Origin of the sequence: Enterobacter sp. DC4 (assembly GCF_000568095.1) — a bacterium.
Classification (GTDB): Bacteria; Pseudomonadota; Gammaproteobacteria; order Enterobacterales; family Enterobacteriaceae; genus Enterobacter; species Enterobacter pseudoroggenkampii.
Map to the genome: position 1 here is coordinate 585001 of NZ_AZUB01000003.1, position 15528 is coordinate 600528.

General features: G+C 56.4%; 12 protein-coding genes. All 12 read right to left on the bottom strand.

The window, feature by feature from the left end:
• Window positions 1–7: 7 nt before the first annotated feature.
• The 12 genes from P349_RS12150 to P349_RS12095 all read right to left on the bottom strand — a co-directional run bounded on the left by P349_RS12150 (window position 8) and on the right by P349_RS12095 (window position 15527).
• The gene (locus tag P349_RS12150; protein ID WP_032651283.1) at window positions 8–1291 is read right to left on the bottom strand and encodes a VRR-NUC domain-containing protein; all 1284 of its coding nucleotides are present in this window, start codon (window positions 1289–1291) and stop codon (window positions 8–10) included.
• Window positions 1291–3822: a type VI secretion system Vgr family protein gene (locus tag P349_RS12145; RefSeq protein WP_032651281.1), complete on the bottom strand. Its 2532-nt coding sequence runs from the start codon at window positions 3820–3822 to the stop codon at window positions 1291–1293. The genes P349_RS12150 and P349_RS12145 overlap by 1 nt, the downstream gene beginning before the upstream one ends.
• A 4-nt stretch (window positions 3823–3826) precedes the next feature.
• On the bottom strand, window positions 3827–4354 hold the full coding sequence (gene tssJ / locus P349_RS12140; protein ID WP_032651280.1) for a type VI secretion system lipoprotein TssJ: 528 nt from the start codon (window positions 4352–4354) through the stop codon (window positions 3827–3829).
• A 76-nt stretch (window positions 4355–4430) separates the two neighbouring features.
• A complete protein-coding gene (gene tssG / locus P349_RS12135) occupies window positions 4431–5510 on the bottom strand; it encodes a type VI secretion system baseplate subunit TssG (protein WP_032651278.1) in 1080 nt (359 codons plus the stop codon).
• Window positions 5474–7243: a type VI secretion system baseplate subunit TssF gene (tssF, locus tag P349_RS12130; RefSeq protein WP_032651276.1), complete on the bottom strand. Its 1770-nt coding sequence runs from the start codon at window positions 7241–7243 to the stop codon at window positions 5474–5476. The genes tssG and tssF overlap by 37 nt, the downstream gene beginning before the upstream one ends.
• 83 nt (window positions 7244–7326) lie before the next feature.
• Complete coding sequence (gene tssA, locus P349_RS12125; RefSeq protein WP_032651273.1) at window positions 7327–8946, bottom strand: type VI secretion system protein TssA; 1620 nt, start codon at window positions 8944–8946, stop codon at window positions 7327–7329.
• A complete protein-coding gene (locus P349_RS12120; protein ID WP_032651271.1) occupies window positions 8947–12318 on the bottom strand; it encodes an ImcF-related family protein in 3372 nt (1123 codons plus the stop codon).
• 27 nt (window positions 12319–12345) lie between these two features.
• Window positions 12346–13506 carry a hypothetical protein gene (locus tag P349_RS12115; protein WP_032651269.1) on the bottom strand — a complete coding sequence of 387 codons (1161 nt, stop codon included), beginning with the start codon at window positions 13504–13506 and terminating at the stop codon, window positions 12346–12348.
• Window positions 13507–13508: 2 nt separating this feature from the next.
• Window positions 13509–13766, bottom strand: a complete 258-nt coding sequence (locus tag P349_RS12110; RefSeq protein WP_032651267.1) for a PAAR domain-containing protein — start codon at window positions 13764–13766, stop codon at window positions 13509–13511.
• Window positions 13767–13887: 121 nt separating this feature from the next.
• Complete coding sequence (locus P349_RS12105) at window positions 13888–14379, bottom strand: hypothetical protein (RefSeq protein ID WP_032651265.1); 492 nt, start codon at window positions 14377–14379, stop codon at window positions 13888–13890.
• A gap of 176 nt (window positions 14380–14555) precedes the next feature.
• On the bottom strand, window positions 14556–14930 hold the full coding sequence (locus P349_RS12100; protein WP_032651263.1) for a lysozyme inhibitor LprI family protein: 375 nt from the start codon (window positions 14928–14930) through the stop codon (window positions 14556–14558).
• Between the two features lie 63 nt (window positions 14931–14993).
• The gene (locus P349_RS12095; RefSeq protein WP_032651260.1) at window positions 14994–15527 is read right to left on the bottom strand and encodes a hypothetical protein; all 534 of its coding nucleotides are present in this window, start codon (window positions 15525–15527) and stop codon (window positions 14994–14996) included.
• Window position 15528: the final 1 nt, after the last annotated feature.

A 15528-nucleotide genomic window follows, 5' to 3' on the forward strand; every position in this document is an offset into this window, starting at 1 on the left:
TCTTTCCTTATTGGATTGCCAGTGTACCAACAGCGGTACCACTGAGAGCCAACGCCAGCGCTTCCCAGGCAGTGATTGCCAGACGCACAATTAGTAAAAATGCCGCCAGTAAGGATTCCGGGATACCGAGTGTGACCACCAGAACACCCACGCCGACAGCAACCAGCACCACACCGACAGTTATTGCCACATCCGTCAGTACCTGCACCCAGTCGACCTGTTTCAGCATATCCAGTGTCATATCGGTGGTTTTCTGGATTTTAAGCCATGCAGCCCGAAGCTGTTCATCCGTCCAAGAAGCCACTGCGCGTCCCGTCTGACTGACCCAGCGCCATGCCTGGCTCCCCTGAGAATATACCCATTCCCCACTGTCGTTCAGCCAGCCCGCAGCCTGACTGAGCTTTTGCTGCATCTCTTCTGACAGCGCATGCCAGCCGGCGGCGATATTGTTGACAGCTCCTTCGCTGAGGTCAGCTACGGCTTTCCCGGCCCAGGTCCACGGCTCTACTCTCGCTGGCGTAGGTGTCGCCGGTGGACGAGGAGTGAATATCGGCGGGTAGAGGAATAGAGGCCAGTACTTAGCTCCGCTGGTCTTCCAAGCTTTCATCGTCACGTTCACCACCTGATCGCTCCACTGTTGTTCTTCCGTGCGACAGTCATGGATCTCTAGGATAGTCATGCGATTACGATCTCTACCCACGATGATCATGTAATCTCTATATTGGCTGTCCTTAAGTACATCCCCCGGAAACTTGACCTCCACGAGGCGCTCCAGATTATCAGCGTGCATCTGACCTTCCGTGTCCGGCCCCGCGAGCCCCGGCCAGCGGTCATTCATATTTTTGACAATAATGACATCCGGACGGCGGTAAATTCCCTTGCCCGGCACCGGGAAAGGATTGGTGGTGTGCCGCCTGCCAGCGCCTTCGCCCAGTAACGCGCTGCTGAGAAACGGACGTGGCGGAGTGGTGCGCATATCAAACGGGACTTCGGCTTTATACCACCACCGGTAATCGCGTTTGATCTCATCCACGCGAATAAGTCCACTCAGCATCAGTTGCTTCAGGCTCATTTGATAGCTTTTGCCGTTGCGACGGATTTCTGCAGACAACCGTGGAAAACGCATCGCGTACTCCACCTTGATATGCAAATACTGGCGGCTGTTGGTCGTCGGTAAGCGCGACTGTTTCTCCACCATTTCAACGCCGGTTGTCGTACAGTCCCACGGCTGATTATTGGTCCCGGTGGGGATGTCAGCACCCGGGGTATCGGGTAAATCGGGCAGCTCCATTACACATCCTCCCTGTATTCGGTTGTCAGTTGCTGTTGGTCTCCATCACCGATAAACCACATGGATTCTTCCGGCTGCGGCTTGTCCGGTACAACATGCAGGTCTACAGCCTCCTGCTCACGGGTATATATCGCTACGGTCCGGCCCTCTGAATCAGAGAATCCGCTTGCCTCCTGCCCGGATGGAGTCTTCAGGTAATAAGGTCTTCCTGCAAGGATCCTGCCCTGCTCATCCTGCAACTGATAAACAGCAGAATAAGCATGTGAAATCCCCATCTCAGGGAAAACGAGTGGCTGGCTGCCCCCACCTTCCGTATCCAGTCGGCTGGCCTTGCGGGTATAGGTACCTGCAGTCTCGTACTTGATTTGTCCCTGCTCAATGAGGATGGAGCTTCCGCCACCCACCAGGCGTATTCGCTTCTTCCCGGCCAGCAGCATCTCTCTGGCAGAGATAAGGGTCAGTTTCTGCTCCGCGCTCAGGTGCATCATCCCGTTCTGGGCCTGAAACTGTACGGGTCCCTGAGCCGAAATCAGGCTCAGCTTACCGTGCCGGGAAAACATTCCCACGCTGTCACCAGCCAGTCCGGTGATATGCCCCTGGGTCCCAATACTGATATCACCACCGGCATTAAGGGAGACATTCTTCGCGGCCGCCAGATGCAGATGCTCAGCACTGGTGAACGCTATCCCTTCAGGTGCAGAGAAGTGGATCATCTCATGGAGGGTTTTCAGGCGGGTGCTGAACATCGCCTGTTGACTGGCGATGTCCGCTTCCAGGGCTTTCGCCTGACGGGTGGCGCTGGCCAGTGCCGCGATTTGCTGGTTCACCGCCTCAATTTCTTTCAGCGCCGCGTCCATATCCAGCACCTCACCTTCTCCACGCATTTTCCCGTCGGCGGTCACCAGTAAGCCTTTGGCCACACGGATAACCCCGGACTCATCGGTGCGCAGCTCGAACCCGGTGCCCCGTGGCTCGTTTTCCGTGTCGACGATATGCCCCTGGTTCAGCGCCGTGGCCCCGAACGGCGTGCTGAGTGCGATATGTTCACTCTTGCGCTGATCTTCCATCCGCAGTTCGTTCTGACCCGCGGTGCGCAGGATGTTCTGGCTGCGGTTATCGCGGGTGACCACGTCCGGGTGTTCAGAGTCATGAAAGGCATGGGCGATGTACGGACGGTCCGGGTCGCCGCCGTCAAAAGCAATCCCCACTTCAGTGCCATTTATCAGCGGCGTGTGCCAGCCGTACGTATCCCCGGCGTACGGTTTGGCCTGGCGTACCCAGAGGTAGTTATAACCGGGCTCTGCATCTTCGCGGCTGAAATCCAGTTTCACCCGATAGCGGCCCTGGCTGTCCAGGTGCGCATACTGGTCATTCTTCTCGTCGCTTTCCACTCGGGCCGGCAGCGTCCCGGTAATCAGCGGGCGTGGTACAGGCTCAGGTCTGAAGCAAAACTGCTCGCTGTAGGGCATGCCCCATACCGAAACGTGCAGACGGGTATCCCGGGCCGCGCGGAAGGTGGTGAGTGTAATCACCATCCCCTCTTTCAGCTCCGGCACGCCACTGTCGCCGGTCTCCAGCACCATGCCCGGCGTCAGGTGGCTGGCGTTACTAAAGAGATGCAGACGGATGGCGTTATTGAGGGCGTGTTCATGATTAATGCGGGCGTAAAACGCGCCGCTTTCGGTTTCCGGTTCGGAGGTGGTGGTGTCGCCCGCTTCACGATACGGCGCGGCGTAGCGGTAGTGCTCACCGGTGGTGGCGACCTCGTTTCTGACGCTGACGCGCGCATCCATCGGCGTGGTGGCCGTACGGTAGTTGTAGTCACGGAAGACAACGCTACCGGTCACCGTGTGGTGCCACACTCTGGCATCCCACACGGCCTCGACTGCGCCGTCATGCAGCGCTGAAGGTTCACGGTACGGTAACTGCACATCAAACTGATATTGCAGCTGGCTGTCGCCAAAGGTCACCGTGTCCAGCCCGGTGGTGGTGTTCACCCCGGTGCGGAACCAGATGCCGTCTTCGGCCAGTATTCGCTGAATAAACTGCAGGTCGGTTTCCCGCCACTGGGTAATCAGTTCGCGGACCGGGTAAGTGCGTTCCAGCCGGAATTCAAAATCCGCTCCTTCCAGCCCGTGGCTGCGCAGGACCTGCTCCACCAGTTCCGGTACGGAGACATTCTGGTAAACCGCACAGCGGCGAGTGTGGCTGAGTAACGCCAGGCGCGAGGAGAGCGTTACCGCAAAATGCGTCTGGTCTGCGGTGTCTTTCAGATGCTTAAAGCCGGTAATGATGCCCCGCACCACACGGCCAGAGCGCATGCTGAGCGTGGCATACTTCAGCATCACATCCTGACGGGCAATGCCTTTCTGGGGTGTGGTGAACTCAATCCGCCATTCGGACGGCGCATTCAGCGCTTCGCGCCCGTGGAAGCTCAGCACATCCGGCTTCAGGATGCTGTCATTTATCTCAAGCGTATAGCGGGTCTGCCCGCCAAACAGGGCCAGCCAGTTATCCTGCAGGGTGTCCATGAACTTACTCCTTTACCGGCACCAGGGTCAGCCCGGTGCTGTTGAGCTGGATAGTGCGCGGCTTGTCCGGGTCGAGGTCGTCGCGGCTCAGTACCAGCTTCCAGGTGTTGTTTTTGATATCCGGCCGATTAAACAGCCCCACCACCGCCACAAAACTGGCCTCTTCGTTCATCGGCATATTGAGGGTCATGCTGCCTTTGGGCATCACCAGCAGCGATTTGCTGGCGACGATCTCTTCTTTGAGGGTGTTATCTGCATCACGCAGCAGTTTCTGGTAGTCGGCGGCATCTATTTTCTGCCGATCTTTGAGCTGGTACACCTGCACCATGGTGGCAAGCGGCGTCTGGCTTTCATCAGCATTGGCGGCGGCACGCGGCTCGAAATCCAGGTGCAGCACCTTTATTTTTTTGTAGAAGATGGCTTTAGTGGCGCTGACGGTGCCGTCCGACACGGCCTGAGTCAGGCCACATGCGGTCAACAGGAAACAGAGCAGCATCAGTGCGACGCTGCGCGACAGGGAAGCGAAAGTCATTCGGGGAGTCCTTTTCAGCCTTCAGAAACAGGGGCGTGTTGAATGTGTCTGGTGTTGGGTATTGCGTTCCGGAATATCAGTCGAAACGGTAGCCGCCGGGTTGTGCCGGTCGCAGGCTCTCACAGGTCAGGCCTTCATAAGTGCCCAGACTCACGGTCAGGTGCGTGCGGGTTGCAGGTTTGTCCCGCTTCAGGCCCAGCACGCCGGTGCGGCCCAGCTGTACACGACCTGCCTTACCCAGACGGGGTTCAGGCAGGCAACTCACCGGCACCATGAGGCGAAGACGCACATCGGAGCGGTACCCCATGTACACCCGCAGCAGCACCATCATGTCAGTGTGCAACTGACCGCCGGGCAACCAGCCCTGTGCCTCCTGTGGGTTGTCGGTTGCCAGCATCAGCAGGATACGGCTGCAGGCCTCTTTCCCTGTTTTGCCAAGTGTGGCCCGCTGTGACAGCGACACGCGGTTGTCTTTACCGAGCCCGCTGCGATTCTCCACAGGAACTTTCACCGGGTCCGGGCTGATAACCGTGGTCCGGGTGTCCGGGGCCAGCAGACTCACCAGCTGGCGGATGCCTTCGGCGTTGCGGGTGGGCAGCCGCATGGTCCCCAGTAGCGCCAGGAAGCGGGAGACCGGCGTGGCAATCTGCTCCGCCGTCCCCGGGATGCCAAGACCGACCAGCCCCAGCAGGCACCGGGAGGTGTCATCGGTACCACCAGCTTCGAAGGTCGCCGGGTAAGCGTATTTACGCCAGATACGGTAATACTGGGTGTGGATGCGGTGGCTGAAGATATCGAGAAACGCGGTGGTGGCTTCGTGTCCTTCCCGGCGCTGCGCAATATCATCGAGGTACGCCGTCGGTAGCGGTGAATCCACGCCGTACATCCCAAGGAACGTGGTACGCACCGTAGGCGACAGGTCCGGGTAATCTTCATCGGTTTCAACCGCTTTAAGTTCGCTGACCGGGAAGCCCATCCCCGGCCACGGACGAAAGCGCACCGGGTCGCCGGACAGTTTCTCGGTACTGCCCAGTTTCGGCGCATCCGGGTTTTCCTGCTCCAGCAGCTGACAGAAGCGGTAGAAATTAACCCGCCAGATGTCGTCGCGAAGCGCTTCTGTCAGCCCGGAATGTGCTGGCTGTAATTCTCTTTCCATCGCAGTCGTTTCCCTGTGGGTTGCAGTACCAGTGTGAGCTGATTGAAGAGGTGCACATCGGCATAAAGGGCAAAGAAGCGATGCAGCATTTCACCAAACAGCGTGACATCCCCTTCCCCGGCAAAATTATCGGCATTCAGGGTAATTTCAATGTCGACCCCGCGCAGCATAAAGCCCCGCTCGAAGCGGCGGATTAGGGTGTGCTTTACCGCCACAATCGCATCCAGCCGGCGGCGGTTCATCTCGTCATCGGTCCAGTCATACAGCGCCAGGGTGCCGCGCAGCACCTCCGGGTTATCCATCATGCTTAAGAAACTGGAGCCCAGATGGCTCATGACCCGCCAGTGGAAACGGTCACTGGCAGGCGGATAAAGCGGCAAAGTCGGCACCTTCAGGTTCATGACCCGAACCGGCACTTTGCCCGCTTTCACCACCCTGTCCAGCAGCGTGCTCTCCAGCGATCGGCGCGGCAGCTGACCGTTGGTACCGGTGATGCGGATGGAGAGCGACTCCGGGGCCTGTGACAGTTGCTCCAGTTCGAATGACTTACCGCCAAGGATAAGCCAGGTGTCATACAGCCCCGAAGGGCCGCGCTTTACACGGGTGTGGAAGTAACGCTCCGGCGCGTCATGGCGCATCATGCCGCCACGGTGGCGGAAACTGGTGAACGGCACATACGGGTGTTTGCCGTTTTTCACCGCCCCGTGAATGGCATCCACACTGTAGATTTCCGTATGCCCGTCCTGCACACGCATCGGGCGCAGCAGGTATTCGTTCTGCAGCGGGTCAGGCGTCAGCGGGTCCGCTTCCAGTGAGAACAGATTAATCACCGGCGCACAGTGCAGGCGGAAATTTTCGGTCTCAAACGGCAGGTCTGACGGCCAGCCGCCGTCGAGCACGATATCGGTCTCAAACCAGGTGGTTTTCTGACTCAGCCCGGCATGCTCCAGCCCCTTAAGCTCCACGAACATAAACTTCTCGCGGAAGCTGAAATACTCCAGCAGCAACTGGTAACCACTGAACGCAGAATCGCCCTTTGGCCACAGGCGGTCACTATCGTCAAAGCCCATTGGTTTGCACCAGCCGTCGAAGCGGACCCGTTCGGTGCGGGTTTCAGCGTGGCGGACATACATTGCCTGCACCCGGCGTGTCAGCGCCAGGTGCAGGGCCGAGGCCACCGGGCTGTCGGCATCGAGGTAGATGGCTACCTTCTCGATACCGGCTTTTGACCAGTCCACTTTGTCGGGGCATTCGAAACGCAGACGAATGGCAGCGCGTCCATCGGGCTCTGTTTGCAGGCGGGCCTCACTCAGATGCAGCGGCTGCAGCGGTACGTCACGGGTGGTGCGGTACTGACAGACCGTGTTATCGGGACCGACCGGACGCGACAGAACGGAAAAGCCGTTTTCCAGCACTTCCATTTTGCGAAGCTGCTGCCACTCCGGACTAAAGGCCACCACGGAGAGCGACGGAATGGTGCGCATGTAATGCGGCCACAGCAGGCTCACCAGCCCTTCCGTCAGTTCCGGCAGGTCATCATCGAGCTTTTCACGCAGGCGGCCCATCAGGAAGGCAAAGCCCTCAAACAGGCGCTCAACATAAGGGTCACGCGCCCCGGTCTTATCCAGATTGAGCATGGCTGCCCGATCAGGGTGGGCGCGGGCAAACTCTTTACCGGCTTCGCGCAGGTAGCGCATTTCGGCTTCGTAATAACGCAGGGTTAAATCATCCATGGACGGAGTTCCTGAGTGTAGAAAATATCAAAAAAAAACAGAAAGCGTCATCAGAGGTGATGACCAGCAATATCAGGGAACGATTAACCGCACAACACCATCGCACGCGCCGGATCGAGGGCAATCAACCCGGCCAGCAGGCTGTCCATTTCAGGGGCGAAACGGGCTCTGTCGCTTTCACAGCGACCGGCTTTCATGCGCAGCAGACGAAGACGGCGGGCCTGTACATCGAACAGCAGTCCAGGCTCCCACTCGCTGAGGGTCAGCTGCGGGGCGCTGTCGGTCAGTTCACCCAGCAAATGGAGGGCGAGTTCATTACGTCCGTACTGCTCTGCCACCTTTGCCATCAGCAGACGGAGCAGCCAGCGGCTGCGGGGTGAGGCCATGTCCGGGCGATTCTGCAGCCAGCTAAGTGCCGCCTCCGGCCCCTCACTGTCGCCCTTCTCCATCGCCTCCGCTTCCAGTGCCAGAATGTCATCTGCCTGAGCGGCGGTGGCCACTGCCGGCTCGTCACTGAATCCCGGCATGTCATCGTTGACCTTTTCGGCTATCCAGTTCAGCGTCACCTCATCGGCAAGCGGCGAGCCGTCGTTCCAGGCAAGTGTCTCCAGGCCGGGAAGACGTTTGAGCATCAGCTTCAGGTCGCTCAGAATATAGTCGGCCCATTGCTCCCAGGGGTTCCCTGCGCGGCTCAGCCCCTGCCACAGATACCACTGCAAATCGAGCCAGAAGCGGTTGCCGCCTTCGGTGAACATCACATCCACCTGTTCAATCAGTTCGGTCCAGCTCTGCTGCAGGTACAGGCGTTTCAGCTGCGCACGGTAGTCCGGTTTCGGGGGCAGTAGACGAGTCAGGCCGCTCGCATCGAGCGCCGGTAACTGCGTCACCAGATCCCAGCGGGCGGCCTTCATCATCCGGTGAGCCGCCAGCCAGCCCTGCGGCTGCTCCACCACCCAGCCGGACAGGACGCGCAGCTGACGGACCAGCTCCACTTCCGATTTGACGGCTGCGGTTTCCGGTACAGCTGCGCCTGACGTCGGTGTGCTGTGGTTGCTGTCACCTGCATGATCCTGGCCGGATGTTGCCACCGGTGTATCCAGCCCGCCGTTACCGGCCAGGCGGGTTTCCAGCGTGCGCAGCAGACCGGTAAACATCGGACGTTCCGTCTCCGGCAACTGTTCCAGTGCTGTTTCCAGCAGGCACAGGGCCGCCGCCGTTCTGGCGGTCTCTTCCCGCGTCGCATCCGGCCAGCGTGCTAACGCATCCAGCACTTTCTCACTGTTCAGCCAGTCGAGTGCCGCTAAACGGGCGGTGCTGCGCTGTGGGTGGCTGTGCTGCCCCGCCTGCTCCAGCATGGCCGTCAGCAGCAGAACGCCCTCCGTCAGCCCGGTATCGCCGTCACGCTGCAGGCGGGCAAAGGCATACCAGGTCGCCACCCGGATATCGCGGGCATGTCGGGTCAGAATGCTTTCCGCCAGGCGGCTGAGTACGTCGATATCAGTGCCGGAAAGCTTGTTGATCTCCTCGCGCATCAGTTGGAAATCATCCTCATAGGTCGGGTCATCCCCGGCTCCATGACCGGTCGGGAGTGGTGTCAGCCACGGCGACCACAGAGAGAGGCATTCCCGGCTCTTAGCGAGCAGTGCGGCACGCTGGCACGCATCCGGAAGACACAGGGTCAGGAGCGTTTCTGCAGTCGCCATTTATTCGTCTCCGGCAAGGGTGAGTGAGCCGTCAGTCGCGCCCACGGAAAAAATAGTCTGCGGCAGGCTGAAGCCCTGCAGTTTGAGCAGCGCCAGCGGCCCGTCACCGAGCTCGCTGCGCAGGATAAATTTCAGCGGATTACCGTCCGGGGTGATCCACACCAGCTGGGTGCGGCTGCTGTCGAGCGGAGTGAGCAGCGCCTTATCCAGCAGGCGGATGAAGCCCCAGTTCCCCTGGTTGCTTTCATACAGGCGCATTTCGGTGTTCACTGAACGCCAGCTCAGGTCCACACCGGGGTAATACGTATTACCCGGCCAGGTGAAACTCTGCCAGCTTTCCATCTGGTTGAAGTAATCCAGTTTCTGACCATCCAGCGTCAGCTGGGTGCGGGCCACATCGCGCGACGGTCGGGCCATCAGTTCAAAGTGAACCCCGGCATCGCCCTGGGCAAAAACAATATCGGAGATATCAGCAAGCTTATTGATGGCAGTAAGGAACGCCGGGTTGATGCTCATTCCCTGGCTGGCAGCCGGATCCACCACCCAGTGGCTGCCTTCCTGATGCAGCATGCCGCCGAGGTTGGTTTTGATAAATGCCGCGATACGCCCGGAGTCGCTGCGCAGGAACTGGGCCAGCAGTGGCAGTGAAGCATCGCTGCCGGTGGCCTTAAACGGATAGCGTCCGGCGAAGGCGGTGTTCCACTGTGACACAATGGTGCTCTGCCAGCGGGCGTTAAGGCTACCTGCAGCTGGCGCCAACACCTGACGCCAGGCCAGATCGAGTGGCTGCACAAACAGCGCCTGCCCGAAGCCGTTCCACTCCTGCCCGAGGCTTGCCGCCACCAGAGAGCCATAATCACGGGTGTCGGTCAGGTCAATGGCTTTGCCCTGGAAGACGGTCTGGGCCAGCATCTGCGCCATCGCCTGCGGATCAGGGGCACTGGTCACCTGCTGAAGCTTGAGACGTACCTGAGTCACGCGGGCAAGCCAGGACTGGAAGCTGAGGTTACCGTTTGAGCCGGTCCCGTCCTTGCCGGCCATCAGGCCCGTGAGCGGACCAAAGACGCCGTCCAGCGGGCCTTTCGGCCCCTGCGCCTGTTCAATAAACTGTTTTGCACTCTTCTGACGCCCCACCAGTTTTTTCGCCGAGTCCACCAGAGAGTCTGCAAGCGCCTCTCCTTTCGCCCCGGTCTGTCCCTGCCAGGCAAGCGTATTCATCAGTGCCACCAGAGGGGACTGACGCACATCTGCCAGCAGGTTCAGCTGCGCAATCGCTTCCGAAAGCGATGACGCTTCGTGCCACTGAATGCTGTTGGCCATGTTGAGCCAGGCGTTGCCAAAATCGGTGAAGTAACGCCCGGTCAGGCGCTGTTTCAGCGCCTCCGGTGAGACATCACTGCCCGGCTGATGGGTTTTATCAGTGAGCACCCAGTCAATTTCATCACGGCGGGTCTTCACGACTTCATCAATCGCGTCCTCAACCTGCTCTTCCCACGCCTGGCGGGTGAACATCCCCGGCACCACTTCTTCAGAAGAGAACAGGGTTGACGCATCCGTATCGCCGGTCATATCCGCCAGGGTTAAATCCGGCCAGTTGCGCGCAATGCGCCCGAGCATCTCCTGATACAGACCGGATTCGGCATTACGCTGACCAATTTGTTTGAGCAAAATCTGGCGTACCGTACCCACAAGTTCGCGGTCGGGGGTAATTTTCCACTCAGGGTGTGCCGGTAAGTTCTGCGCCCAGAAGCCGAGCAGCTTCGGGGCCTGGGTCTGCCACACGCTGTCCGGCACCCCGCTGCGGTGCGGCCAGGCCTTCAGCATACTACCGGCCAGCCAGTTCGCATCTGCTTTGTCCGGGCGCGCCAGCATCAGATAACCTTTCAGCAGGTTATAGGTTTTTTGGGTCGCAGACGTACGCGCATCGCTTGCCGGCGGCAACTGCACAAAGGCATTGAGCTGGCGGTGAAGCTCTTCGGCCAGTGCATCACGCATCAGCGTCTGGTTGTTACGGGCGTACAGTGGCCAGAGCATCTTCAGCGTGTCGCTGTCCTGGTTCAGGCCAAAGCGGGTGTACCACGGCGCACCATGCACTTCGCGGTTCTGCAGGCGGGCAATGGTCTGCTGTAGTTCTAACTGGTTACGCAGGCGCTCCGGCAGAGACTGTTTAGTGTCAGCGGCAACCCGGGACGTATCCTGGGCCAGCCAGATTTGGGTGCGGTTGACGGACAGGGACAGTAGCGTACCCGCCCCCCAGAGCAGTACCAGACCGAGCAGCACCAGGCGCAGCACCTTTTGCCAGTGGAAACCGATTTTACGGGCATGCACCTGCAGACTGTCATTCTCAAGTTCCTGCCAGACCTGCGGTGAAAGGCGCGCATGCGGTACTGTTTCGGTTACCGGCAATGCCGGACTGAACATCACCCCACGCAGACGGTAAGGGGCCGGCCCCGACATCAGCGTGGCCAGCAGCGGGACCAGAGAGCGTCGCAACGAGCCGCGCAGGGCTTTTGACAGGCTCAACAGCCAGTGGTGCTGAGAGTTCTCCAGCAGCGCCGACACGCCTGGGGTTTGCAGGTCTGACGAGAGTGAGGTCAATGTCGAACGGACCTCTTCCGTTGTCGCACCTGGACCAAATAACGCGCCGGTTGGGGGCACACCATCCCCGTCATGGGCCCAGGTGCCTTCCCGGACAAGCCACAGCCAGACAGGCAGTTGCCAGCCCAGCTGAGTATCGGTTTTCTGACGTACACGCACCAGCGTGTCCTGCTTCGCCGTATCGGGCAGTGCAGCCGCATTCATCACCTGCACCACGCCATCCAGCGGACGCTGTGTTCGCACCGCTTTCAGGACGAACAGGAACTCGTCATCCGGCACGCTTTCCGCCAGACCGCCGTGAATAAGCACCACACCGTCACTCTCCTGCCAGTGATCGCGCTTAAGACCCGGTACCACCTTTTCTATATCGCTGTCGGTACCCTGTACCAGCAGCAGACGCACTCTGGCTTTCCAGCGGCGACGGTAGCGCAGACGCAGGTGATCGACCAGAGTCTCTGCCACAAACCGGGAGGTGTCCGCGTCGGTATGTTTTGCTTCAGGCTGGGATGCCGTAGCCTGCTGTCCGGAGGCTACCACATCCAGCTTTCCCTGTTTCTCACCATTCCTGGTGAATACGGTTTCAAGCACCCAGCCGATAATCAATGCTGCCAGCATCTGCAGCAGGCTGATAATCACTATGCCGGTCGTACTGAATGGCCCGATATTGAAGGTGTCCTTAACCCACTCCGGCCATAACAAGAGTGCGCCGCCAGTGAGGCAGACAGATAATGCGCCCAGGAGCAGCGTAAGCAGAAAAGTGGATGCGATTTTCATAGATAGAGGAGAGCAATCCCTTGAGAGTTATTCCGGGGTGACAATACAGAGTTGTCGGTTGTCTTCTGAAAGTTCGGTGACAATTAGCTGGGCTTCGCTACCGCTCAAACACTGACGGGCTGCCAGCTGTAACGCCTGCCAGGGAGCGGCAACGCCCGCAAACCCGACAACCGTATCAATATGGGTAATTTTATCGGCTTTAAGCCCCGGGGCATGGGCCTCCCGGGCCTTGCTGAAGATATCGCCGGAGGCCATCTGGCCGCCGCTGGTCCAGGCCTGCTTCAGTGCAGTTTTTTCCAGTCCTGACCACATCATGACGCGCTCAAATGCCAGATTCAGATTGCCATCGCGACATATCTGCGGCCGGTGAACTTTGACTGACACATCCGGGATATCCTTCAGACGGCAGTTGGTCAGCAGTAACACGGAAATAGCCTCGCCACTGTCCTCTGGCGGGTGTTCGTAAAGCTGAGCGCTGACCACCAGTAACGCAGCAGCACGGTCATAATGGCAGTCCAGCCAGTAGTCGAGGATTTCCAGCCCCGTCAGGTCGCGAATGCGCACCAGTGGATGAGTAACGCTTTTTTGCAGGAGCGACGGCAGTGTCGAAAACTGTTCACCGGTATCCACTGCCAGATAGCAGGTCAGCGTCGGAGGGAGCAACGCCACCAGATTCCGGACATGGGCGATTACCTCCTGAAAATAATGCGCTTCCCGGTCAGCCATCTCTCCGGTAGCGGCCAGCGCCCGGTGACGAACCGGGTTGCCACCATTAACGGGTTCGCAGGGCATCATCAGGGGCTTTTTGGCTAACACAGCCTCATGCGTCATCAGACTGGCAGACCCCAGCCCGTTAATCAGGCCTTCACCGATAAGCCAGGCAAAGCGCTGTCCGCGCGCAACGTCTGCCCGGTATCGGGCGGCGGTTATGGCGTTTTTTCTTTCACAACGCCCATGGAGGAGTGTGTAGCCAAAATAGCGCCCGACAACCAAAAGGCCCCATAACACGACAGGTAGTCCAGTTGCCAGCCCCCAGAAAGCAGCACCAGCACGCTCGCCTTTCCATAAAAGGAAGGTGGCCGCTGTCCCTGCCAGCAGCATCACAATGCCCAGGAGCAGCCAGCGTTTAAAACGTGGTCGAGGAGGTAGTTTCTCCTGCGCGGGAATGCGCTCAAGTTCAACCGGCACGTTTACCCCACCAGAGCATTGGGCAGTGAGCTGATAAGCGTGCAGCCGCAGCCACACTTGTGGCCGTGGAACGCCACAGGGACACCCCGATCGCGATAATTTGGGTGACCTTCGACGATAGTGGTGTCACCATGCTCAGGGCAGGAAACACGATCACCTTTACGGGCCACGCCGATATCACCGAAGAACATGGTTGTTGAGCAGGACAACACAGCTCCACCGTGTGTGGTTTTGTCACCGAGACGGATTATTCCTTGCATATTCATCTCCAGGAAATGACTTTAATTCATTATTCACGGGCATTACTTCCAAAGTAACAATTTAATTTATCATCTTCTAATTTTAAATAAATGGGATTATAACCGAACCTATCAAATCAAATTAGTTATATTCATTTTTAATGTATTGTTTAATAGATGCTGCGTTTTTATAGTTAAAATGCACCTCATCACCATTAAACTCACCATCCATACCGTTTAGCGCAGGGTCTTTTGTGATCATGTCATTTATAAATAACGAGTCATTACTGTATTTATAAGCATGGACTTGATAAGTATTCCCATTGATGGACTCAGCTTGATGCAATTGGTGCCAGGAGATTAAAACAATAACGTTTTTTACATTATGAATCTTCATAAAAAACACAGTATCAATATTTGGGGTATCCCCATCCACTTCATATTTATCAACTTGCGTTTTTTTTGCTCCGGAATCGTAGTACAAACCAAGGGGGAAATCAGAGTTTGGCTCTCTCTGAAAGTAGATTGATTTTTCGCCGTCAATTTTGAACGGCCCCTGAACCACCTCCCCCTGTCCATATGAAGGCAATGAGCAGAATGCAAATAAAAAGCTGAAAAGTATCTTAGAAAACATATCTTAGTCCTTGTTAATATTCAGCAGTTCTGCAACCTTGTTAAACCTAATCCGACGATCATCATATCCGTTATACCCACCATTTACTTTAAATGTCACATCATAAACACTTAAGTTTTTGGCAGATACATTTAATTCTTTGCTTACCCAAAACGAAAATGCGGACCCAACACAATTCAGTTGTATTTCTTGAGATATTCAATCCGCTCATTTGTTTTATCCAACAAGCATTTTTCATATATACTAGAGAATGCAGTCCCTGCTTTGGATTCATAAGTTTCATAATCACAACTAGCGTCACGCATTTTTATCCATGCCAATTGGGATTTTTTAAGGTATATATCACGCGATTCACTCTGCCCATAAAATTCCGCCCCCTCCTTCTTATACTCCTGAATTTGCTGTTTATATACAGAGTTTAGCTCAGCATCTGCCTTGGAATATGCTTCTTTTATTTTCTGGTAATTAATTGGCTCACTTGCAGAATCAGCCTTTGCAATTGGAGATGATATAAGCACAGCGAGCGCTAAAGAAATATACTTATTCTTCATAAACATTCACCTTATCAATTAATCATTAGCACCCAATTCGAGCCGACACTTAGCATAGTGACATCAATCACCATATTTACTGTGTAAATATTTTTTTATCTTTCTCGCATTATCTAATTTATAGTTAGATACCTTTTCATCGTCTTTTGTTTGAAAGCCTGATAAATTTGGGTCCCTATCTGAATCCAAGAATAACTCATAACCTGAGTCTTTATTAAAATTATATGCTTTTACTTCATAGTGATATGAATACTGGACACCATCAGTGAAATAATTAACATTCCAGCGCAGAAGAACAACCACATTCCGCTTGCCAGCAATTGTCGTAAAGAATACGGAGGAAACCTCAACGGGAGCATCAGAATAACTAAATGTATCAATTATGTTGTTAACATTCCCGTTAACGGATGAATAACTTTGATAAAAATCAACATCTCTTTTATCTGGAGAGTTTTGAAAACAAATGACCCCATTATTAAATGCGCTATCTTTGAATGGGCCCTGAACCATTGCATTGGGATTATCACCACAAGCATAAACCAATGATGATACTAAAAGCATACTTAAGGCTATGACTTTAATTATAACACCTTTCATT

What these genes read in the sequence shown, in the direction of transcription:
- tssJ (WP_032651280.1), bottom strand. Translation starts at nt 4,354, where the DNA reads ATGACTTTCGCTTCCCTGTCGCGCAGCGTCGCACTGATGCTGCTCTGT.
- P349_RS12100 (WP_032651263.1), bottom strand. Translation starts at nt 14,930, where the DNA reads ATGAAGAATAAGTATATTTCTTTAGCGCTCGCTGTGCTTATATCATCT.
- P349_RS12150 (WP_032651283.1), bottom strand. Translation starts at nt 1,291, where the DNA reads ATGGAGCTGCCCGATTTACCCGATACCCCGGGTGCTGACATCCCCACC.
- tssG (WP_032651278.1), bottom strand. Translation starts at nt 5,510, where the DNA reads ATGGAAAGAGAATTACAGCCAGCACATTCCGGGCTGACAGAAGCGCTT.
- tssF (WP_032651276.1), bottom strand. Translation starts at nt 7,243, where the DNA reads ATGGATGATTTAACCCTGCGTTATTACGAAGCCGAAATGCGCTACCTG.
- tssA (WP_032651273.1), bottom strand. Translation starts at nt 8,946, where the DNA reads ATGGCGACTGCAGAAACGCTCCTGACCCTGTGTCTTCCGGATGCGTGC.
- P349_RS12095 (WP_032651260.1), bottom strand. Translation starts at nt 15,527, where the DNA reads ATGAAAGGTGTTATAATTAAAGTCATAGCCTTAAGTATGCTTTTAGTA.
- P349_RS12110 (WP_032651267.1), bottom strand. Translation starts at nt 13,766, where the DNA reads ATGCAAGGAATAATCCGTCTCGGTGACAAAACCACACACGGTGGAGCT.
- P349_RS12105 (WP_032651265.1), bottom strand. Translation starts at nt 14,379, where the DNA reads ATGTTTTCTAAGATACTTTTCAGCTTTTTATTTGCATTCTGCTCATTG.
- P349_RS12120 (WP_032651271.1), bottom strand. Translation starts at nt 12,318, where the DNA reads ATGAAAATCGCATCCACTTTTCTGCTTACGCTGCTCCTGGGCGCATTA.
- P349_RS12145 (WP_032651281.1), bottom strand. Translation starts at nt 3,822, where the DNA reads ATGGACACCCTGCAGGATAACTGGCTGGCCCTGTTTGGCGGGCAGACC.